This is a genomic window from Nitrospirota bacterium (genome assembly GCA_016194305.1).
Taxonomy (GTDB): Bacteria; Nitrospirota; Nitrospiria; order JACQBW01; family JACQBW01; genus JACQBW01.
Genome location: JACQBW010000012.1, coordinates 1 through 22,762, shown reverse-complemented (window position 1 = coordinate 22,762; position 22,762 = coordinate 1). Strand labels below are relative to the sequence as shown.

22 protein-coding genes are annotated in these 22,762 nt (G+C 46.3%); all 22 read left to right on the top strand.

Features of this window, described 5'->3' with window-relative positions:
- Positions 1-62: 62 nt before the first annotated feature.
- Positions 63-641, top strand: a complete 579-nt coding sequence (locus tag HY200_05470; protein MBI3594390.1) for a molybdenum cofactor guanylyltransferase — start codon at positions 63-65, stop codon at positions 639-641.
- 136 nt (positions 642-777) lie between these two features.
- Entirely contained in the window at positions 778-1,977 is a 1,200-nt protein-coding gene (locus tag HY200_05465) for a molybdopterin molybdotransferase MoeA (protein MBI3594389.1), read from the top strand.
- A gap of 28 nt (positions 1,978-2,005) precedes the next feature.
- Positions 2,006-2,509, top strand: coding sequence for a molybdenum cofactor biosynthesis protein MoaB (locus HY200_05460; protein ID MBI3594388.1), 504 nt, complete (start codon positions 2,006-2,008; stop codon positions 2,507-2,509).
- 256 nt (positions 2,510-2,765) lie between these two features.
- Positions 2,766-3,011, top strand: coding sequence for a hypothetical protein (locus HY200_05455; GenBank protein ID MBI3594387.1), 246 nt, complete (start codon positions 2,766-2,768; stop codon positions 3,009-3,011).
- Between the two features lie 471 nt (positions 3,012-3,482).
- Positions 3,483-4,652 (top strand): porin, encoded by a 1,170-nt coding sequence (locus HY200_05450; protein MBI3594386.1) that lies wholly within the window; start codon positions 3,483-3,485, stop codon positions 4,650-4,652.
- Between the two features lie 29 nt (positions 4,653-4,681).
- Positions 4,682-6,103 (top strand): ammonium transporter, encoded by a 1,422-nt coding sequence (locus tag HY200_05445; GenBank protein MBI3594385.1) that lies wholly within the window; start codon positions 4,682-4,684, stop codon positions 6,101-6,103.
- 12 nt (positions 6,104-6,115) lie between these two features.
- Complete coding sequence (locus HY200_05440) at positions 6,116-6,454, top strand: P-II family nitrogen regulator (GenBank protein MBI3594384.1); 339 nt, start codon at positions 6,116-6,118, stop codon at positions 6,452-6,454.
- Positions 6,455-6,523: 69 nt separating this feature from the next.
- Positions 6,524-9,196: a [protein-PII] uridylyltransferase gene (gene glnD / locus HY200_05435; GenBank protein MBI3594383.1), complete on the top strand. Its 2,673-nt coding sequence runs from the start codon at positions 6,524-6,526 to the stop codon at positions 9,194-9,196.
- A gap of 114 nt (positions 9,197-9,310) precedes the next feature.
- Positions 9,311-10,510, top strand: a complete 1,200-nt coding sequence (locus tag HY200_05430; protein MBI3594382.1) for a bifunctional 3,4-dihydroxy-2-butanone-4-phosphate synthase/GTP cyclohydrolase II — start codon at positions 9,311-9,313, stop codon at positions 10,508-10,510.
- Between the two features lie 3 nt (positions 10,511-10,513).
- On the top strand, positions 10,514-10,990 hold the full coding sequence (locus HY200_05425) for a 6,7-dimethyl-8-ribityllumazine synthase (protein MBI3594381.1): 477 nt from the start codon (positions 10,514-10,516) through the stop codon (positions 10,988-10,990).
- 131 nt (positions 10,991-11,121) lie between these two features.
- On the top strand, positions 11,122-11,589 hold the full coding sequence (gene nusB, locus HY200_05420) for a transcription antitermination factor NusB (GenBank protein MBI3594380.1): 468 nt from the start codon (positions 11,122-11,124) through the stop codon (positions 11,587-11,589).
- Positions 11,586-12,356 (top strand): hypothetical protein, encoded by a 771-nt coding sequence (locus HY200_05415; GenBank protein ID MBI3594379.1) that lies wholly within the window; start codon positions 11,586-11,588, stop codon positions 12,354-12,356. The genes nusB and HY200_05415 overlap by 4 nt, the downstream gene beginning before the upstream one ends.
- Before the next feature lie 37 nt (positions 12,357-12,393).
- Positions 12,394-13,692, top strand: a complete 1,299-nt coding sequence (locus tag HY200_05410; GenBank protein MBI3594378.1) for an adenylosuccinate lyase — start codon at positions 12,394-12,396, stop codon at positions 13,690-13,692.
- On the top strand, positions 13,689-14,786 hold the full coding sequence (locus HY200_05405) for a mechanosensitive ion channel (protein MBI3594377.1): 1,098 nt from the start codon (positions 13,689-13,691) through the stop codon (positions 14,784-14,786). Before HY200_05410 ends, HY200_05405 begins: the two co-directional genes overlap by 4 nt.
- Complete coding sequence (locus tag HY200_05400; protein MBI3594376.1) at positions 14,783-15,490, top strand: phosphoribosylaminoimidazolesuccinocarboxamide synthase; 708 nt, start codon at positions 14,783-14,785, stop codon at positions 15,488-15,490. The genes HY200_05405 and HY200_05400 overlap by 4 nt, the downstream gene beginning before the upstream one ends.
- A gap of 177 nt (positions 15,491-15,667) precedes the next feature.
- The gene (gene purS, locus HY200_05395; GenBank protein MBI3594375.1) at positions 15,668-15,907 is read left to right on the top strand and encodes a phosphoribosylformylglycinamidine synthase subunit PurS; all 240 of its coding nucleotides are present in this window, start codon (positions 15,668-15,670) and stop codon (positions 15,905-15,907) included.
- 334 nt (positions 15,908-16,241) lie between these two features.
- Positions 16,242-17,375 (top strand): DUF4388 domain-containing protein, encoded by a 1,134-nt coding sequence (locus HY200_05390; GenBank protein ID MBI3594374.1) that lies wholly within the window; start codon positions 16,242-16,244, stop codon positions 17,373-17,375.
- 71 nt (positions 17,376-17,446) lie between these two features.
- A complete protein-coding gene (locus tag HY200_05385; GenBank protein ID MBI3594373.1) occupies positions 17,447-17,815 on the top strand; it encodes a response regulator in 369 nt (122 codons plus the stop codon).
- Complete coding sequence (locus HY200_05380) at positions 17,815-19,851, top strand: chemotaxis protein CheA (protein MBI3594372.1); 2,037 nt, start codon at positions 17,815-17,817, stop codon at positions 19,849-19,851. The genes HY200_05385 and HY200_05380 overlap by 1 nt, the downstream gene beginning before the upstream one ends.
- Positions 19,844-20,626 carry a purine-binding chemotaxis protein CheW gene (locus HY200_05375; protein MBI3594371.1) on the top strand — a complete coding sequence of 261 codons (783 nt, stop codon included), beginning with the start codon at positions 19,844-19,846 and terminating at the stop codon, positions 20,624-20,626. The genes HY200_05380 and HY200_05375 overlap by 8 nt, the downstream gene beginning before the upstream one ends.
- 18 nt (positions 20,627-20,644) lie before the next feature.
- Positions 20,645-22,393 (top strand): hypothetical protein, encoded by a 1,749-nt coding sequence (locus HY200_05370; protein MBI3594370.1) that lies wholly within the window; start codon positions 20,645-20,647, stop codon positions 22,391-22,393.
- Between the two features lie 3 nt (positions 22,394-22,396).
- Positions 22,397-22,762, top strand: a 366-nt coding sequence (locus HY200_05365) for a chemotaxis protein CheW (protein ID MBI3594369.1), incomplete at its 3' end; no start/stop codon positions are given.

Here is a 22,762-nt window from a genome sequence, read left to right as displayed (position 1 = left end):
ATTTTTCTTTTCTCCTCCGCTCCGTCAGGCTATGATAGGGAGTCTTTTCGGGGAGAAAGAAAATGGAATGGACGGCTCTGGTTCTAGCCGGAGGAGAAAGTCTCCGGATGAAAGAAGAGAAAGCTTTCCTTCAATTTGAAGGAAAGTGTCTCCTTGAACGCACCCTCGATTTGCTCAAACCCCTTTTTCATGAAATAAGGATCATTGCCAGAAGGCCGGAGAAGTTTCAGGGTTTTTCGGTGCCTCTGTTTGTTGATCTTTTCCCTGATGGCGGCCCGATGGCAGGGATTTATACCGGTCTCATGAAATCCAGAGGTCCGGTTTTTGCGGTGGCTGTCGATATGCCCTATCTCAATCCCGATTTGATCCGTTTTCTTTGTGAGAAATCCAGGGGGTTTGATGCCGCACTTTTTCGATCTCCGGATGGTCTTCATCCGCTTCATGCCGTTTATCATCAAACCGTGCTTCCGGAGATGGAAAATGCGATCATGAAGAGAGAGTATAAAATGGTGAATCTATTTAAAAAAATTAAAACGCTTGAAATCAAAACAGAAGAAGTGAGATCTTTAGATCCCCTGATGCGGGGGTTGACCAATATCAATACGCCTGAAGATTTTAAAAATCTGTTGAATGATAAATAAACATTGGAATGCTGATTTGTGGAACTGTTTCATTGAGAAAAACTGTAATAAGTTGATATCGATTCGATTTTTTCCAACGCAACAATTTAACAATTAAGCAATTCCACACTTTTTAACGAAATTTGAGGCCATTGAAATGATTTCTGTGGAAGGAGCGCTCAATATTATTCTGGGCGGCAAAGTCACTCCGGACAAAGAGGAAATTCCAATCCAGTCTGCCGGTGCCAGAATTCTTTCCCAGGACATTTTGGCGCCTCATGATCAGCCACCCTGGGACAATTCCGCGATGGATGGCTATGCGGTCAGATGGGAAGATATTCAACCCAAGGGATCGGCTAAAACGATTCAGCTGAAGGTAATTGAAGTGATCTCTGCAGGCAAAACCCCCGAGCAGACCATCTCAAAAAAGGTGTGTGCAAAAATCATGACGGGCGCCCGGATACCTCCCGGCGCCGATACGATTGTGCCTGTTGAAGTCACTGAAAAAAAGGGAAAGAATGTCGTAATTCAAGATGCGGGGATGAAAGGATCTCATATCCGTTTACAGGGAGAAGATGTCCGTCGTGGATCCGTCATTCTGAAAAAAGGAAAAGTGATCCGGCCCTCCGAAATTGCGATGTTAGCCTCCTTAGGAAAAGGGAAAGTTCCCGTATATAAGAAACCAGTTGTTGCGGTTCTCTCTTCGGGGGATGAACTGGCTGACCTTCATGAAACCAGAACAGAAAACAAGATATTTAACTCAAACGGGTATGCTCTTTCAGCGCAGGTCCTGGAAGCAGGGGGAGAGCCTCTTCTTCTGGGAATCGCGGCCGATCACAAAAGCGCGTTGCTCAAAAAGTTCCAGGAAGGGAAGCGTGCCGATATTTTGATCGTATCCGGCGGAGTCTCCATGGGAGATTTTGACTATGTGAAAGAGATTTTGTCTACACATGGCAAGATGCATTTTTGGAAAGTGGCAATGAGGCCCGGATCGCCTATGGCATTCGGCGAAATGGATGGGAAGCCGTTTTTCGGACTTCCAGGCAATCCGGTCTCGTGCATGGTTACCTTCAAGATATTTGTCGAGCCGTTGATCAAAAAATGGGGCGGCGCGCTTCAGTTCGAGACGAAACTCGTTCGGGCCAAACTAAGCCACGATATTGAAAAGAAGAGAGGGATGCGTTCTTTCTCGCGAGGGGTTCTCTCGTATCCCCATCACGAATGGGTTGTTCGATCGACGGGTGAACAAGGTTCTCATTTGATCCATTCAATGGTTGAAGCCAACTGTTTAATGGACCTTCCGGAAGAGGCAGAAATAGTCAAGAAGGGTGAAGAAATAAATGTCATCCCTTTTTAATCATGATGAACGAATGGAATAAAACGACATGAGTTTCGAAAAGCACCGGTCTCGCACGATCCCCTCTGTCCAGTGCGCCTTATTGACGGTGAGCGATACCCGTACAAAAGGCGACGATGAGAGCGGGCAGCTGATTATGGAAATTCTGAAGGCATCCGCTCACACGATCCTTTCCTATGAATTGGTGAAAGACGATCCGGCTGAGATAGAGAAAAAACTAATGGATCAGGCCCTGAACCGTTTGATCCAGGCGATCATCATCAATGGGGGAACCGGCATTTCAAATCGGGATCAAACTTTTGAAGCGGTCGAAAGGCTCCTCGAGAAGAGACTGGACGGTTTTGGAGAGCTTTTCAGATCGATCAGTTACCAGGAGATCGGATCCCCCGCTATGTTAACCCGGGCCATCGCGGGGACGATTCAGGGGAAAGTTATTTTCTCCATACCCGGCTCGGTGAACGCGGTCCGGTTGGCTATGGAAAAGCTGATAATCCCTGAAATCGGCCACATCGTTGCTCTTCTCGATCCCTAGGCAATTCCTGTCACGCCAGTTATTTCATTCGATGACATCATTGTAGTTTCTTAGTAGTTTCTTACATTTCAAAACAAATTTGTATTGCTGTTTTGTCTCTTCTTTTCATCCGGTATAGACGAAATTCTAAAATAATATTTAAAAAATCAATCAAATCAGATTCTTCTGACTGAGAAGAGGTCATTTTTTTATTTGGTACGACCTTTGCTATTTAGATTAGTCAGAAGGTTCGCCCACCCTTTTTGAGGAGGTCAAAATGAGACATAAGAACGGAATTTCAGAGAGCAGCTTTAAAATCGGAGGTTCCACGACATTATGTGACGAGAGTGCAATCGATGTGACTGACTTGATTGATAAGAGCAAATTTCCAAGTATTTCCGGGAGTCTTTTTAATCTGATCGGAAGTGGATCCGCCCGATTGGAGATCAAAGAGAGCCAGGTGACGCTCTTCTTTAATTCGATTCAAAAAAGAAGGGAGTGGGAATCCATCTATTTGAATTGACTCCAATCCGGTCTGACTATTCAGGCAGGTTGTTTTGGATTTGATTGTGGTGTACCGATTTTTTCGTAACGATCACTCTGAGGCGCAAGCCTCATTTTTTTTGCTTTTATATCCCAGGGAGAGTCGGAGAATTTGACTCCTGCAATAAGAATTAATGAGATCAGTTTAGCAATCGTTTAATCTATTCAGAAGGAAAAACATAAATGTAGGACTCTACATTTATGTAGGTAGATCTGTTTCTATAGCTAATTCATAGGGTTGTGACCAAATAAATCTCATCTCTCAAACAATACAACAAATATGTTGTTAATCTTTCAAGTCAGTTTGTGCCATAATATTGAATAACTTAGTAAAATCAATAATTTATAAACTGCTACTTTTTTGGCACCAAGATTGCAAAATTAAGGATTGCCAAGGAACAAAAAACGTTCTCAATACTATATCACTCAATTTCAAATAAAGGAGACCTTTATGTTTAAAGGATGGAGTAAAAATATCGCAGTTAGTTTAGTCATGTTAATCGGGTTATCCCAGGTAAGCCGGGCGGACGAAGCCAAGGCACCTCCTGCCCCCAAATGGTACGATACCATCAACGTGTCCGGTTTTGTCGACGCCTATTACAGTTATAATGGAAATACGTCGGGAACAGGTTCGGTAGCTGGGGACGGAAACGTTTACCATAATTTTGATATGAAGGCAAACGATCTGAACGTCAGCCTGGTGGAACTCAGCATCGTCAAGCCGATCGACGATAAGAACCCGGCCGGTTTTACGGTCACGTTAGGCATTGGAGAAGCCGCCGATGTGATAGCCTGCGGTGGACCATGTGGATCCTCTGCGGAAGCTCCTTATAAAAATGTTCTTCAGGCTTATGCGAGCATGCTTCTGATCCCTGGTTTGCAGTTGGACTTTGGTAAATATGTCACCCAGATGGGAGCGGAGGTAATCGAATCGAAAAGTAACTGGAACTATACCCGGTCGCTTTTGTTTGTTGAAGCCATTCCCTATTACCATTCGGGTGCCCGTTTGACCTACACGGTGAATGATATGCTCTTTGTTCAGGGTCAGGTTGCCAACGGCTGGAACAATGTGGCTGAAAATAATAACGGAAAATATTATGGGATTCAATTCGGGGTCACGCCGATCAAGCCGCTTCCGATTATTATCAATTATGCAGTGAGCTCTGAATATGCCGCGGGTGGTGGAACGAATGATGCGCTTTCGTTACTGGATATCATCGCGACTTACAATGTGACGGACTCCCTCTCTTTGATGGCCAATTATGACATGGCCTCTCAAAAACAGGGAGTTTCCGCAACCCAGGATGCCAAATGGGATGGAATCGCGATTTACGGTAAATATGCGTTCACCCCTACGACGGCAGTTGCAATAAGAGCTGAACAATTCAATGATTCCGATGGCTACCGCACAGGTGTTAATGCCGGAACCGGGGGTCAGAAACTAACCGAAGAGACCTTGACACTTGAGCACAATTCCTCTGCCATCGGTTGTTTGGTTCGGCTGGAACTTCGTCATGATAGTACGGATGCAGATTCCAGTGTCTCGCCATTTATTAAAGACGATGGTACGGGTACCCAGTCCCAGGATACCGTAACTGTAGGCGTGGTTCATACCTTTTAATTAAATCGAATATAAAGGAGAAAAAATAAATGAAACTTAAATATGGATTAATCGGTTTAATGCTCTTGGTGGGGGTTGCAAGTTTTGCCCTGGCCCAGACTGCGACTCCGCCCGCCACGGCGCCTGAAGTGGCGCCGGCGGTGACCACTGCGGCATCGGCCACCCCTCCACCCACTCCCCCGACCGGCTCTCCCGGAGCCCCCGGAAGTATCGATGCGCAATCGAAGATCAACTCCGGCGATACCGCATGGGTGTTGACTTCAACCGCGTTGGTCTTGCTCATGACCGCACCGGGACTGGCGCTTTTCTACGGCGGGATGGTGAGAAAAAAGAATGTCCTTGGAACCATTATGCAGAGTTTTATCATCCTCTGTCTGATCTCAGTTCAATGGGTCCTCTGGGGTTACTCCATGGCCTTTGGTCCAGATAAAGGAGGTTTGATCGGAAGCCTTGCATGGTTTGGGTTAAACGGAGTCGGCTACGACCCGAATGGAGATTACGCGGCGACGATTCCACATCAGGTTTTTATGATTTTTCAGATGATGTTTGCTGTGATTACCCCTGCTTTGATTGCCGGAGCTTTTGCGGAAAGAATGAAATTCTCTGGCTTTCTTCTCTTTACCTTGTTATGGGCAACCTTTGTTTATGATCCGTTAGCCCACTGGGTCTGGGCGATAGGGGGTTGGCTTCGGAATATGGGGGCGCTTGATTTTGCCGGAGGGACGGTGGTTCATATCAGCTCGGGTATCGCCGGCCTTGCCTGCGCCCTTTATTTGGGTAAACGAAAGGGATACGGTGCCGAAGCAATGCCGCCTCACAACCTGCCGTTTACCGTTCTCGGAGCTTCACTTCTCTGGTTTGGCTGGTTCGGATTTAATGCCGGGAGTGCCCTCTCTGCTGGAACGCTCGCCACTGTGGCCTTTGTGGTGACCAATACGGCTACAGCGGCCGCTGCATTAGCCTGGATGGCTGCGGAATGGATGCATCGCGGAAAACCGACCGTCCTGGGAGCGGCATCAGGCGCTGTTGCCGGATTAGTTGCGATTACGCCGGCCTCCGGATTTGTGACCGTCCTCTCCTCGATTCTGGTTGGCGTCGGCGCGGGAGTCTTCTGCTACATTGCGACCAGCATCATTAAAAACAAACTCGGGTACGACGATTCTCTGGACGCTTTCGGGGTCCATGGTATTGGGGGAACCTGGGGTGCGATTGCCACCGGACTCCTTGCGACTAAAATGGTCAATCCTGCGGGAAATGACGGCTTTTTCTATGGGAATCCCAAACAGCTTATGATACAAATTATCGCGGTTGCCGCAAGCTGGGCCTTTTCCTTCATCGGAACCATGATTATCCTGAAAGTGGTCGATGCGATCGTTGGGCTTCGTGTGACGACGGAAGACGAACAGAATGGATTGGACTTGAGCCAGCATAATGAACGTGGTTATAATTAGGAGGTATTTTAAATGAAAAAAATTGAAGCGATCATCAAACCCTTCAAACTCGACGAGGTAAAAGATTCCCTGAACGACCTGGGCATCAAAGGGATGACGATTACCGAAGTCAAGGGGTTTGGACGGCAAAAAGGTCACACTGAGACTTATCGGGGAGCAGAATATACGGTTGATTTTGTTCCGAAGGTCAAAATTGAAATTGTCGTCAGCGACGAGCTGGTTCAGCGGGCTGTCGAAGCGATCACCAATGCTGCCAAGACGGGGACCATCGGTGACGGCAAGATCTTTATTACCTCGCTGAGCGAGGCAATCCGGATTCGTACCGGAGAAAAAGGAGAAACAGCGTTATAAAATAGTAGGGGGTAAGGAGTGAGGAGATGACATCTCCTCACTCACGCCACCTTACTCCTTTCTAAATTTATGACCTCTCTCACCCTCAAAGAAATCCTCGATCAATCCTCTGATCGCCAGACCCGAATTCAAAATATCAAGGTATACATTGCTTCCAGACGGCGGGAGCTTTACGAGCTCCACCAAAAGGGCGCGTCCGGACGCCATATCGTCCGGGAATTAACCCGGCTGACCGACGAAGTTTTAAGCGAGCTTTATCGCAAAGCGGTGATCCAGTATGAATCGGCTTCTCCAAAATATATTCAGGAGGGGGTTTCTCTGGTTGCAGTGGGAGGTTACGGCAGACGGGAACTGAATCCATTTTCGGACATGGACATCATGTTTCTCTATCAGCCGGAGTTTAAGGAAGCGGCCGAGGAGATCAATCGGGAAATGCTTTATCAGTTATGGGATCTGGAGTTTTCTGTCGGTCATAGCTTAAGGACCATTGAGGATGCACTAAAAGTTGGTTATCACGATTTGACGGCCCGCACTTCGATGATGGAAGCAAGGCTGTTAACCGGGAGTGACTACCTTCTTCAGGAATTTCAGCGCCTTTATTTCCAGAAAGTGGTCGAAAGAGACAAGAAACGATATGTGGAAGACCTTCTCTCGCAAATCAGGAAAGAACGCGAAAAATTCGGGTCGACCGTTTATATCCTGGAACCGAACATCAAGAGAAGCGAAGGGGGACTTCGCGATATTCATTATCTGCAATGGGTTGCCTTTACCAGCTATGGGACCTATTCACTGGTGGAGCTCCAAAAACAGGGTCTTTTAACAGCCTATGAATATAACGCGCTTACCGAAGCTCAGAATTTCCTCTGGATTGTCCGGAACGAAATGCATTTTCACGCGGGAAAGAGCTCCGACATTCTGACTTTTCGCGAACAGAAAAGATTATCGGAGTTTTTTAAATATCACGACAAGCCCCACCTGCTCGGAGTCGAGCAGTTCATGCAGCAATATTACCGCCATTCCACCGCGATTCATCAGATATTTACCCATTTTATCAAGAAAGCACTTCCCCGGACTTGGATCAGGCGATTTCTCGACAGACTCATTATCCGAAATGTCGGGCCCTGTTTCAGGGTGACGCTCTATGAAATTTCGGTCGACGATCGAAAAAGAAATCTGTTTCTCAGTTCGGGAGAATATGTTTTGAAACTTTTTTTATTTTCACAGACGCATCGGCTTCCGATATCGGAGGAGGGGTTGGAACTTTTGCGGCGGAGTGTTGAGTACAGAGATGCCTCTTTTTTTCACTCGAGCGAATGCAGAAAAATCTTCATGGAGATTTTAAATTGCCCCGGGAACATCGCCCCCCTCCTGAGAACCATGCATCACACCCGGGTTCTTGACACGTTTATCCCTGAATTTGGACATGTCAACCGATTGATGCAGTATAACCAGTACCACAAATATACAGTCGATGAGCATCTGATCAAATGTGTGGAAGAGGCTGAAGCCCTCTTCACCGCGGAAGGGGTTTTGCCGCAGATCTATCGGGAAATTAAAAGAAAGGATCTCCTGCATCTGGCTCTACTCCTGCATGATATTGGAAAAGGAAGGGTGGGAGACCATACCGAGTGGGGAGTCGAAATTTCAAAAAAGGTGAGTGCGTCACTCGGGCTTTCCAGGGAGGAAGGAGAGCAGATCATTTTTCTCATCCAGCATCACCTCCTCATGTCTCATCTGGCGCTTCGGCGTGATTTGTCCGACGAAAAAGTACTCCTTCAGTTTGCGCGACAGGTTGCGCTTCCCGAAACGCTGAAAATGCTGACGCTTCTCACCTATTCCGATATAAAAGGGGTTGGTCCCGATGCCTGGACGGACTGGAAACAGACGCTCCTCATTGATCTCTACCAGAAAACAATGGAAGCGCTTTCAGGAAGAAAAACGGAAGCTTCTGAAAAAGCGAAGGAAGAGAGTCTCTTTAAATATCTGGAAAAGGAGCTTCAGAACGACTATTCAAGAGACGAGATTAGCGAAATGTTTCGCACCATTCCAAGGAGAGTCCTTTTTTCAATGGAACCTTCCCGCCTTTCCGCATCCTTGCTCAGGATCAAAGCCCTAAAGTCGGATCCGGTCCTGGTCGATGTCTACCGCAACAAGGAAAAGAAATGGGTCGATCTGACGGTTCACACGTTCGATTCAATTGTCCCGGGCATTTTTTCCAAGATTTCGGGCTGCCTTGCAGCCAACGGCCTTCAAATCGCAGGTGCGCAAGTCCATACGACATTAAAAGGAATTGTTGCCGATTCTTTTCAGGTTTACGACCGGGAGACGGAAGATATTTATTTTGACGAAAGGTGGTCCAGGGTTAAAAACGATATCCGGGCGGTTTTAACGGGCAAAAAGACCGTTGACGCGCTTTTTCAAGCGGGAGTGCCGGACGTGACAGGGTACCGGGAGCACCTTCAGGCGATTCCGGTCATCATTGAAATCGACAACGATACTTCGGACGAATGTTCAATTATCGACATTTTTGCTTCTGACAAGCAAGGTCTTCTTTATGTAATTACCCGGACAATTTTTGATCTGGGACTCCTGGTCTATTCCGCGCGAATCGCGACCCGCCTGGATCAGATCGTCGATGTTTTTTACGTGAAAGAGACCAATGGCGATAAGGTCACCCAGCCTGACCGTATCCGCGAAATCAAAAACAGGCTTCTGGAAGTCATCGAAGCGCACTGCCAATAAGCCCTTTCCGTAGCCTCTTATTGACTTGACCTCGCTATTCTTATATATTCTAACCAAGTGGCAAGTCTTTAAATTATGCAGTCCTGGCTTAATTTCTGGAGAGAAAGAAACGCGATGTTTAATTCGATACAAGAAGCGATATCGGATATCCGACAGGGAAAAATGGTGATCCTGGTTGACGACGAAGATCGGGAAAATGAAGGAGATCTCGTCCTGGCGGCAGATAAAACAACCCCGGAAGCTATTAATTTTATGGCGAAATATGGTCGTGGTTTAATCTGCCTTGCGTTGACGCCGAGCCGGGCCGAAGAACTTCAACTCAGCCCGATGGTTTCAGATAATACCGCGCCGACCGGAACGGCCTTTACCATTTCGATTGATGCCAAGAAAGGAAACAGTACGGGAATTTCGGCTTCTGACCGGGCATATACCATTCGTCTCGCGATCGACTCAAAAGCCAAACCTTCTGATTTTGTCAGGCCCGGCCATATTTTTCCATTAAGATCCCAGCCAGGGGGAGTGTTAAAACGTTCGGGCCATACAGAAGGTTCAGTCGATCTCGCCCGCCTTGCGGGCCTCACTCCCGCAGGAGTCATCTGTGAAATATTAAATGAAGATGGATCCATGGCCAGGGTTCCGGAATTGCTTGAATTTTCAAAGACTCATCGGCTTAGGATGATTACGATTAAGGATCTGATTGAATATCGGATCAAAGAGGAGTCGTTGGTGAGAAAAGTAGCCGAATCTCACTTGCCGACCGATTTCGGAGATTTTCAGGCGATTATCTATGAAAATGATATTGATCATGAATCCCATGTGGCGCTGGTCAAGGGAAATGTGTCAGGTGAAGAACCGGTTCTTGCGAGAATACATTCCGGATGTCTGACAGGTGATGTGTTTGGTTCGAGACGGTGCGAATGCGGGGATCAGCTTCACAAGGCCATGGAAATCATTGAAAAAGAGGGTAAAGGAGTCATCCTCTATATGCACCAGGAAGGGAGAGGAATTGGCCTGGTGAATAAGATCAAGGCTTACAAACTCCAGGAAGAGGGGAGAGATACTGTTGAGGCCAATCTGGAGCTGGGATTTAAAGCCGACTTGAGAGACTATGGTATCGGTGCGCAGATCCTGCTTGACCTGGGATTGAAAAATATCCGGTTATTGACGAATAACCCGAAAAAGATTGTGGGTTTGGAAGGATTTGGCCTGAAGATTGTCGAGCGCGTCCCCATCGAAATAACGCCCCATCACCAGATACTCCAATATTTGAAAACAAAAAAGGACAAGCTCGGCCACCTCTTGAAGAAGGTCTGATTCTTGCGTCGTCCGGTCCAGAAATCCAAAGCACTTGAAGGAAAAAATCTAAAATTTGCCATTGTTGTCAGCCGGTTTAATCTTGAAATTACAGGGGAACTTTTAAAAGGCGCACTCCGGGGATTAAAGGAGTGTGATGTTGAGGAAGATCATATCCGCATTGTGGAAGTTCCCGGTGCGTTTGAAATTCCCCAGGCGGCTGCCCAGATTGCGAAATGGGACCGGGTCAACGCCATTATCTGTCTCGGCGCGGTAATTCGGGGAGAAACTCCCCATTTTGAATATATTTCAGCGGAGACATCCCGGGGGATCATGGAGGTGGGACTGCATTTCGACCTCCCCGTGGTATTTGGCCTCCTGACTGTGAACAATCTGAAGCAGGCAATTGAAAGATCGACCGGGAAGAATAACAAAGGGAGAGAGTCCGCATTTGCCGCTGTCGAAATGGCGCTCCTTTTTAAACGAATCAAAGGAAAATGATATTACTTTTAAAAAGGCTACTGAGAAAAACTCGTATGTCCCTTACCGGGGACTTCCAATATTAGAATTTTGGAAGGAGGGTCGCCAGACCGCAGCAGTGGAACTCTTATCGACGATCAACAAAGGGTGTTATGGGGAATAGACGAAAGGCCCGTGAATGCGCCCTCCAAATGATGTTTCAGCTCGACATCACCCATGATCCCCGTTACCTCCAGGAGCGTTATTGGGACGAAAATCTCGTTTCTGAACCGATCAGGGATTATGCCAATGAGCTGGTTACCGGGACCTTGAATCATTTATCCGAAATTGATTCCCTGATATCAAAGTATGCCGAGAACTGGACTTTAACCAGAATGGGTCGAATCGATCGCAATGTGCTTCGCATTGCGGTTTTTGAACTTCTTTACCGGGATGATATTCCCGCCCGTGTCACGCTGGACGAAGCCATTGTCATCGCAAAAAAATTCGCCGAAGAATCATCAGGCGCGTTTATCAACGGGATTCTTGACAAAATTTTGAAAGAAGATCCGAAAATGACAAAAAAAGCCGCCTCTCCGGTTCATGTTCATCCGGATGATGTTGGGGATTCATCGATATGAATATTGAAGTGCAGTCCAGGAAAGCAATTCATATTTCGTCGGACATTCTTGTTCTCGGGTTTTTTGATGAAATGGTTCCGCCCAGAGGGCTTGCCGGTGAAATGGACTGGCTCCTGAACAATTCGCTCTCCCTTCTGATCAAAACAAGAAAGATTGCGGGCCGGTTCGGAGAAGTGGTATTGGTCTCATCGGACCGCGTCAAAACATCCAAAATTTTTTGGGTCGGTTTGGGCAAAAAAGAAGAATATAATCATGCCAGAATTTCTCAATTTGCCCCTGACATTTATCGTCGTCTTCAAAAACTGGAAGTCAAAGAGGCCTACCTCGATCTTTGGGACATCGACGGTTGCCAGCTCGATTTTTCCTCAGCCCTCAATGCTTTCTTAAACGGTATCTTTGAAAGCAACGTGGGAAAGCAAGCCCCATTAGACAGGATATCCGTCCCCCCGTCTTCGACTGTGATTGACCGGGATAAAAGCGGAATATCCGGTTCTGCCGGTATGGAGCGCGGGGGCTCGGGGGGCATTGAGCGGTCTGAGCGAAGGCCCCTTTCTTCGACTGTGATTGACCGGGATAAAAGCGGAATATCCGGTTCTGCCGGTATGGAGCGCGGGGGCTCGGGGGGCATTGAGCGGTCTGAGCGAAGGCCCCCCGATTCTATAGACTTGACGATTCATATCAGGGACGCCGACCGGGTTAAAGATTTCAATCGGTTTCTTAAAGATGCTGACTTTAAATCAAAAATACCGGCAAAGGTCAAGGTATGAAACCGAGCGGCCAGCGGGTGAATGGGTATGAAAGATTATGATTAAGCGCTATTCTTTGCCAGAAATGACCAGCCTATGGACTGAAGAGAAAAAGTACGAAGTCTGGTTCCAGATCGAACTTCTCGCCTGCGAAGCGATGGCTGAGTTGGGCATTGCTGCCAGAAGTGATATTGAAAATATCCGATCCGGGGCAAAAGTTGATCTGAAAAGGATTACCGAAATTGAAGAGGTGGTCAAACATGATGTCATCGCTTTTATTACCGCGATTTCTGAAAAGATCGGTCCCTCCTCCCGCTTTCTCCATCTCGGGATGACCTCTTCAGACGTCGTGGACACCGGCCAGGCGATTCTCTTAAACCGGGCTTGTGGGATCCTTCTCGAAGATTTGACAGGTTTAATGGCCGCAGTTAAAAAAAAGGCCCTCCAGTTTAAACATACGCAGATGATTGGCCGATCTCACGGGGTTCATGGGGAACCGATTACCTTTGGATTCAAGCTGGCGCTCTGGCACGAAGAGTTGAAAAGAAGTAAAGACCGGTTGGAAGAGGCGAAGGAAGTGATCCGTGTCGGCAAAATATCCGGTTCAATGGGAACTTTTGCCCATGTCGACCCCTTTGTTGAAAAATATGTATGCGAAAAATTAGGTCTCATTCCTGATCCGATTTCCAATCAAATTATACAACGGGACAGGCACGCTCAATTACTTACAACGCTGGCCATATTGGCCAGCTCGCTTGAAAAATTTTCTCTGGAGATACGACATCTTCAGAGAACGGAAGTTCGTGAGGCCGAAGAGTTTTTTTCGGAAGGTCAGAAAGGTTCTTCATCCATGCCCCACAAACGGAACCCGATCGGATCTGAAAATATTTCCGGTCTGGCCCGACTTATCCGTTCCAACGCGATGGCTTCTCTGGAAAATATTCCCCTCTGGCATGAAAGAGATATCAGCCACTCGTCAGTGGAAAGAGTGATTTTCCCCGACACGACTATTCTGATGAATTACATATTGAACCGGTTCACGAAAATAGTTGAAAATCTTTCGGTGTTTCCCGAGAAAATGAAAGAAAATCTGAATTTAACGCATGGGATTATTTATTCCCAGCGGATCCTCCTGGAACTGGCCAAAAAAGGGGAACAGAGAAAGGAAGCCTATGAAATCGTGCAGAAACTGGCGATGGAATCATGGCAAAACGGACGTTCATTTGAAGAGCTCCTCTTGAATGACAGTTCGATTCTTTCTTATATTTCGCTTAAAGATCTGAAATCCTGCTTTGATCCGAAATACTATGTACGGCATATGGATGAAATCTTCAAAAGAGTGTTTGACAAAGAATGATGCCCCCGATAGAAAACTTGATCAAAGATTTCCTGATGTCGATAGGTGTGATCCTGCTGATGGGGATTGCGGGCTACGGCATTTTCTATTTAGTGAGGAAAATTTTTTCCCGATATATTGAGCCCCGTTCAATAGATAAAATAAGAACCCCGTTTATTGCCCTTGTGATCCTGTTCGGAGCCTACGTTGCGTTTCATCGGTTGGGAGTCCGGGATCATATTCTTTACATCGTCGACTCGATTTTTTTTATCCTCGGTACTTTGTTCTCCGTTAAAATCGGGTATGATCTGATGAATATGACGATCAACTGGTATACTGAAGAGATCGCCTTCCGCGCTCACATTCCGCTAGACGAGAAATTTCTACCGTTAATCGATGTCACGGTCAAAATCTTTGTAACTTTGATCGGGATTGCGGTGATCATGGGACATTTTAACTACAGCTTTGGCTCCGTGATAGCCGCGATGGGGCTTGGTTCTCTGGCAATCGGGCTGGCAGCGAAAGACACCTTGGCCAATATGATTTCCGGTTTCATAATTATGATAGACCGTCCATTCAAGCTGAATGACCGAATAAAACTGGCGAGCGGAAAAATCGGAAATGTAATTTCCATTGGATTGAGAAGCGTCCGGCTCAAGGATCAGGAAAATAACGTTATCATTATTCCGAATACAGAGCTGGTGAATATGCAGTTAGTCAATATGTCCCAGCCCGACTCCAAAATGCGGCATCAGATCCGAATCGATCTGGCTTTGGGAACGGATGTCGAAAAGGCGAGAGGCATTCTGACCGCTTCGGCTAACAGGGTTCAATGGGTCATCAAGGAGCCGCCTCCTGATGTCCTCTTTTCAGGAATGGGGAAGTTGGGCTTATCGCTGACTCTGAGATTCTTTGTCGAAGCCGATCAGCTTGAACGTGCTGTCGATGGCGTGAATACCGAAATTTCTAAGAGATTTAGCGATGAAAAAGTTGAACTTTCTCAACGATTGATATTATCGCCCCCGGCCCGTTCTTCGTCAGCTTCAGGGGGAGGGATCGATACAGTCCTGGAAAGAACCAGCATGCCATTTAAAAAAATAGGAACGCCGCCATGATCAAAAAAGAGATGATATATGAAGGGAAAGCTAAAAAGCTTTACTTAACAGAGGATCCGGACCTCATCATTCAGTACTTTAAAGACGACGCGACTGCATTTAATGCACAGAAGAAAGGGACCATTCTCAACAAGGGGGTCTTTAATAACCAGATCAGTGAGAAGCTCTTTCTGCTCCTTGAAAAAGAGGGAGTTCCGACCCATTTTGTGAAACGATTGAACGATCGGGAAGTGGTGACCCGCCGGATCAAAATCATTCCCATCGAGGTGGTTGTCCGGAACGTTGCAGCAGGGAGTATGTCGAAACGTTTGGGGATCGAGGAAGGGACGAATTTGGCATTTCCGGTAGTGGAATATTATTTGAAAAATGATGCGTTGGGAGATCCTTTTATCAATAATCAGCATGTCGCCCTGCTGCATCTGGCAACGCCGGAAGAGCTGAAGAAGATCGATCAATTGGCCGTGCAAATCAACCAGGTATTGATCCGGTTTTTTGATTCTCGCGGGCTTATTTTGGTTGATTTTAAGCTGGAGTTTGGTGTTTATAAAGGGAATATCGTTCTGGGTGATGAAATTTGCCCTGATACTTGCCGCATCTGGGACAAAGTGTCATTGGAAAAACTTGACAAAGACCGGTTCCGGAGAGATATGGGGAAGGTCGAAGAGGCGTATCAGGAAGTCTTCCGCCGAGTCACCGCCGATTGAAAGGCTCCTGAAAAAGACCATTTGCTGTGTTCTCGAATTTCGGCTTCGTCAACCTATAAACCTCATACGCCTCCGTCGCCTCGATTCTGCGGCCTTGCATCGGGTCCTGTTTGAGGGGCCTGTGAACAAATCTTAGAAACCTTTTGAAGTGATTGTATTAATATAGGGACCGGACAAATGAAAATAGAAATAAAGGTGATGCCGAAAAAGGAAATTCTCGATCCGCAGGGAAAAGCGGTCCATCACGCACTTGAAAATCTCGGTTTTTCCGGTCTGACCGGCGTAAGGATAGGTAAATTGATACAGATCGAAGTTAACGCGACCCAGCCGAAATTGAGCTCCGCCCAGATTCAGGAGATGTGCGATAAACTTCTGGCTAATCCCATCATTGAAGAGTACTCGTTTAAAATAATCTAATCCACAATGGGGGAATAGTCGGTCGAAGCCGACGGCGGTATATTCCCCGAAGTCTGTTTCAACCCGTATTACCTATTGAGATCTCTACCAATCGGATTTCAGGAAGAGCCCCGGTTTGGTGAAACAACTTCACTCCCGCCTGAAATGACAAACCTTATTTATCTGATATAATTAAATCGTTATATTCTTATCAGGTTTGTAGGGAGTCTGCTTATTTATACGTTTTTTCTGCCTTCTCACGGTGATATCCGATCAACTCATGGTCAAAATGCAGTATCCGGTTGGTCAAAAGGTGCCTTAGGCGTTTTTCCTCCAACGCGCTCAATGGAGTGTTATGAGTCTTGAAGGCCAACTCGAAGATCTCGGCCTTGCCGACATCATTCAAATTTTGAGTTTAAGCAAACGATCTGGCGAACTTTCCATTCGTCGCCAGCAGGATAGTGGATATGTCATTTTCAGCCGGGGACAGATTATTTTTGGTAGCGCACCTTCGGTAGGCCCCTTTGGCCTTTCGCTTGCAAAGAAAGGGATTATTTCACAGGAAGTGTTGACCCAGGCTGTCGGCCTCCAGAAGCAACAGAGTGTCGAAAAGCCGATTGGGACCATATTGCATGAAATCGGCGTGGATAAAGAGATTCTGGAGAAAGAACTTCGCTCACATATGACTGCGGTTGTACGTGAACTCCTCAGCTGGAGAAAGGGATTCTTTCATTTCGAACTGGGAGCGCCGGGAGACGATTCGATTATTCTTTCAAATGGCATGAGCGCGGAATACCTTCTTCTGGAAGGAGCGAGAATGTCTGATGAAGAAGGAAAAGGGGAAGTAGAAGAGGAACAGGAAGAAGAAACTTCAGTTAGGGATATCCTGGAACCATCGCCCGTCCGGACACCCACTTTTCAGGATGAAATTCAAAGAGAGACCTCAATTGAAAAAACGGCCCGGCCAGAAGGAGAGGGACTCCGAAAAGACCTCCAGCTTCTCAATACCATGATCGATGAGCTTTCTTCCCCGTCATCAGGAGGCGAAGTCATTCTTCTCATCCTTCGATTTGCGAGCGAATTGTTAAACCGTGGACTGGTCTTTCTGGTCAAGAAAGAGGAAGTCTGGGGATGGGGTCAGTGCGGCATTGTTTTGGCGGGAAAGTCTCCGGATGAAGAGATCCGGAAAATTAGAATTCCGTTGGCCGAAGAGTCTGTTTTTAAGACGGTATTTCAGCAGAAAACGAATTTCAAAGGCCCCCTTGAAAAACTAAAATGGCATTCGGAAGTTGTCAATCATCTTGGTGGAGAATGGCCGGGTGAAGTGTTTGTCGGTCCGATCATGAATGAAGGGCGGGTGATTGCTTTTCTGTACGGAGACAATCTCCCGATGACCCGAGAGATTGGAGAAGTCGAGGGATTGGAGACTTTTCTGAAAATTGCAGGATACGCGTTTGGAAAAATGATGCTCGAAAAAAAGGGAAAATAGAAAATGGAGATTGGACAATTTGTTTAATGTCGGTTATTTTTTATATGTCATGACAAAAGAGGAACAAAAATATGGGTAAAAAAGTATTGGTGGTAGAGGATTCATCAACGATGAGGTCTTTGATTGTGACCACAGTTGAAGACATATTGGGATTTGAGGCAGTGGAGGTCAAAAACGGAATCGAGGCGCTTAAAGCCCTTCCGACGCAATCGTTTGATCTCATCATTACAGACATCAACATGCCCAATATCAACGGCCTGGAAGTGGTTAAATTTGTGAAAGAAAACCCACGATACAAGGCGATTCCAATGATTATTGTCTCCACCGAACAGGGCGAAAAGGAGATTCAAAAAGGACTGGCTCTTGGTGCGTCTGAATATGTCACCAAGCCTTTTCATCCTGACAATCTGAAAAAAGTCATTCATAAGGTCATGAATTAATGGCAACAAAAAAACAGGATATGCTTCTCAAGGATTTCATGATCGAGGCGGAAGAGATCATAGAAACCGTCGATCAGAGTCTTTTTTCTATGGATGCAGAAAAAAGGAGCGAGTCAGGTATTTCGCCTAACACGATTCATTCCCTTTTCAGAGCCATTCATACGCTCAAAGGAACTGCCGGGATGGTCGGTCTTATCCCGGTTTCTAATCTGTCACACCGGATGGAAGATCTTTTGGACAAATTGAGACTCGGAAAACTGGAGTTTGATGACTCCCTTTTCGACCTGTTGACCGAGGCTTCGGACATGTTGAGAAATATGCTTCAAAATTACAGTTCTCCCGGGAAAAAGACGATTGATCCGCAACCGATGATTCAAAGGATTGATGATCGTCTGTTGAATAAAACGGATTCAGGCGGAAAAGATCCCCTCAGAGGAGGGATTTCGCCGGATATCCTCAAGACATTTACGGAATATGAAACTTTTCGCCTGCAGGACAATCAGAAGAAAGGGCTTGGAATCTATGAAATGCGAGTTCATTACAAGCTTGAAACATTTGATCTTGAATTGGTCAAGACACTGGATCAAATAAAACCGTACGGAGAGGTCATCACCTCCCTTCCCGTGACCGGACTTTCGCCCGACGCCGGAATCATGTTTAAAATCATTGTCGCTTCCAAGGAGAATCTTCCTCAACTCGAGGTCGAATGGGTCGGCGAAAAGATCGAGTTTTCCAGAATAGGAGGCCTTCCAACCCGAACGGCTTCAGACTCGGGACCTGCCAATGCCGCCTCTTTCGGAGGTGCGTCCCAGGATGAGAATTCGGAGACGGTTAAAAGTGTCACTCAAACCGTAAGGGTCGATATCACCAAGTTGGACGCCTTGATGAATATTGTCGGAGAATTGGTTCTCAATAAATCCGTGATTCAACAGCTGGGCAGATCTTTGATGGAAAAGAACAGTTATTCCGATTTAAACCTCGACTTTCAAAAAGCGCTAGAAAGCATCAGCCGGAAGATAAGCGAATTGCAGGATAATCTCGTACAGGTCAGGATGACGCCCGTGGGTCAGATTTTCGACCGGCTTGTCCGAATGGTTAGAAAGATTTCCAGAGAACTGGATAAACCCGTCAACGTTCATATATCGGGTGAGGAGACGTCTCTCGACAAATCGATGATTGAGGCGATTGCCGATCCGTTGATGCATTTGATTCGGAACGCGATTGACCACGGATTGGAATCGAAAGAGGAAAGGTTGGCCGCCGGGAAGACCGAGAGCGGGAATCTCAATTTGAGAGCAACCCAAAAAGGGAACAACGTTCTGATTGAAGTGGAGGACGACGGCCAGGGAATCGAACTTCAGGCGGTTTATCAAAAAGCGATTGAAAAAAACCTGGCCGATCCGAAAAAGGAATATTCTCCGAAAGATTTGATCAATTTTATATTTCTTCCAGGGTTTAGCACCAGCAAGGCGGTAACCGATCTATCGGGAAGAGGAGTCGGGCTGGATGTCGTCGCAAAAAATATTGCAAAGCTGTCCGGGATGGTGAATGTCGAGACCGATCCGGGACGCGGTTCCAAATTTTCGATTACTCTTCCCATAACCCTGATTATTATTCGTGCGCTCATTGTTGAAATTGGACAGGAAACTTATGCCATACCGCTCAATTCTGTGTCCGAAAGTCTCATTGTGGCCAAATCGGATGTGAAATCGATAGACCAGCGAGATGTCATTCAATTGCGAGATCAGACGCTCCCCCTGGTTCGTCTCGAGGAACTTTATCAAAAAAGCTTATCCATTCGTCGGGAGGATTCCATTTACGTCATCGTGGTGGGTTCCGCCGAAAAACGAATTGGACTCATTGTGGATGACGTGATAGGACAACAGGAAATTGTGATCAAATCACTCGGAAACATTCTCGGGACATTGCCCGGCATCGCAGGCGCCTGCGAATTGGGAAATCGGAAAACGATTTTGGTTCTGGATGTGGCTATGCTGATTGAAGAAGTTCTAAAAAAGAAGGCCGTCCATGGTTAAAAAAGAGAAACGTTTAGTTCGCGGAAAGAAAAGAACCGTTGTTCGCACGCCGGTCAGATCGAAATCCGTCTTTCAAAAAGAGGATACTCAAACCGCTGTTTTAGATGTCCTTCCGGAGACGATCGCAGTCCCGGCTGAAACGAATCCTCCCGTCCTGTCACCGGGTCTGGAAAGCAAGTCGGCGCCTGATACCGAAACGTTAGCGGCTTCCGAACCCGGAGTTCAGGCTCAAAGTGAATCAGCCTCCAAACAGCCTGCTGAAAAGGAAGGAGCGGAAACTTCTCTTGTCGTTGACGAGAAGATGGAGCTCTTGGGTTTTTCAATGAACCTGGAAGAATATGCCATTCCCGTCAGCCAGATCAAAGAAATTATCCGGGTAACCGATATGACGGTGATTCCCGGCAGTTCTCCTATTTTGCTTGGTATTATCTCTTTAAGGGGTGTGATTATTCCAGTATTTAAGCTGGCTAACAAGCTGGCGAATCTGAAACTGTCCGAGTTAGAGATGAAAGTGCAGGATGAACATGAAAAGTTAAGAAGAATTATTATTATTCAGATTGAACAGGGTTACTTTGGCCTGATGGTCGACGGCGTGACTGATGTGATCAAGATAACAGATGAAGAGATTAAACCTCCTCCGCCGCTTCTAAATCAAATGGGACAGGAAATGATCAGGGGGATTGCGACTTTCAAAAACAGATTGATTATTCTTCTTTTTATCGAACGGATCGTGGATGTCATTCAAAATGAAATGAATGTCATCCGGACAACTTAGAATAGAGGGAAAAGGACCTTGGCTGAAAAACTCAATTCAAATTCAAAGTGGGTAGGTCGGCTGCTGTTTCAATTGACGGGGCTCTTCCTGATTTTCGGAATTCTCTCGTACCTGATTTCAAAGTCGATGATTGAGACGAAACTAAACGAATTTTCCGGATCCGCTGAACAGAAAATAGCCGGAATCTTATCGGTTCATTTGGGAATGCTCTTCATTTTTATTCTCTTTGCAGTTTCAGTTTTCTGGTTCTTTTTAAGAAAAGTGTCTAAGCCTTTGAAAGAAATGACCCGATTGACTCTTCTGATTGCCGAAAATGATTACAGCCAGAGAGTAAAAGAGGAAACCAGAGAAGAATGGAATATGTTAGGAAGAGGACTAAATCAGATCAGCGAAAACTTTAACAAGATGATCGGAAACTTTCAATCGATGTCTCAGGAGGTGGTTTCGGCTTCTTATCAGATTCAGAGTTCTGCCGAAAAAGTCAATGAAAGCGCATCAAATCAGAACAGTTTTGCCGAAAAGACAGCCGATACCAATCGACAGGCACTTGTGACCTGGAACTCTATCTCGGCGGGGGTTAAGGTTCTTCTCACCGCTTCGGAGGCGACTTCATCTTCGATTGTGGAAATGGGAGCGTCGATAGGGGAAATCTCGACCCAGGCCGGAATTCTTTCGTCTGCGGTGGATACCACTTCTTCGTCGCTGATTGAAATGACGTCGGCCATCAAAGAAGTCAGTGAAAATGTCGATCATCTTTCTCGAACCGCACATCAGGCTGTGGACTCGGTCAATCAAATTGACGCCTCGGTAAGGAAAGTGGAAGAAACAGCCAAAGAGGCTGCGCAAATATCCGAACAGGTCAGTTTAGATGCTCATGATCTTGGTGTTCGGGCGATTGTCAAGACGATTGACGGCATGAAGAAAATTAAAGCCACGGTTGAAAAATCCTCACATGTCATTCATCGACTTGGAAAAAGTTCCGAAGATATCGGAAATATTCTGACCGTGATCAGCGAAGTGACAAAACAGACAAATCTTTTGGCTTTAAATGCCGCAATTTTGGCCGCTCAGGCGGGAGAACAGGGAAAGGGCTTTGCAGTCGTAGCGGATGAAATTAAGAAGCTGGCAGATCGAACCGCCTCCTCCACAAATGAAATATCCCGATTGATCAATGACGTTCAATCGGAAACCAAGGATGCCGTTTTATCGATCAATGCGGGTTACGAAAGCGTGGAAGAAGGAATGCGGCTGTCTCTGGCAGCGGGAGATGCTGTCGGAAAAATCCTTGAGAGTTCTAAAAATTCGGCAGATCTTGCCAGAACCATTATGGAAGCAACCGCGGATCAAGTGAGTGGCATTCACCGGATTAAAGACTCCGTTGAGAAAATTACTTCGATGTCGAAGGAAATTGTCCGGGCCACGCAGGAACAGTCCAAAGGGGGCGAGCAGATTATGAGCGCTTCGGTAAAGATGCGGGACATTTCTAATAAATTGAAGTCGTCTACGAATGAACAGCTTCAGGGGACGCGTTTAATAACCGAGGAAGCAGATCATGTGAACACGCAGGTTCAGGAGATCGTCCGGGGGATCGATCAGCAGAGAGCAAGCGAGGAGTCCGTTGGAGCGGCTCTATCAGAAATTCAGAAACTTATCCTTCGAGATAATCAGTTGGCAAGTGAAATGACGGATACGGTGAAACAGCTTATTAAACAGGCTGATTTTTTCAACGAAGAGATCAGCAAAGTCAAAGTCGCACAAACGAGGTAATCGATGGAATCTGATTTCAAGGTTCTGCATTTCAGGATTCAAGACAAGAATTTTTCACTTCCCCTTTCCGGGATAGTTGAAATTATCTATTTCAAGCCTCCGATGGAAGTGCCTCAGTTAAAAAAACCCTTTAAGGGGGTCATTGATTTGAGAGATGTGGTCATTCCGATTATTGATTTGAGAAATCTGCTTGAATTGACCCAGAGCGAATCCGGGTCCCCCGATCATATTCTGATTATTAAATTTAAGAGTACCTTGATGGGACTGATCGTCGACAAAGTGAAGGATGTGCTCTATCTCAACAGCTCGCATCTTCAGGCGGCAAGTTTTGAAAACAAGGAAGAACAAAAATTCTTGAAAGGAATATTC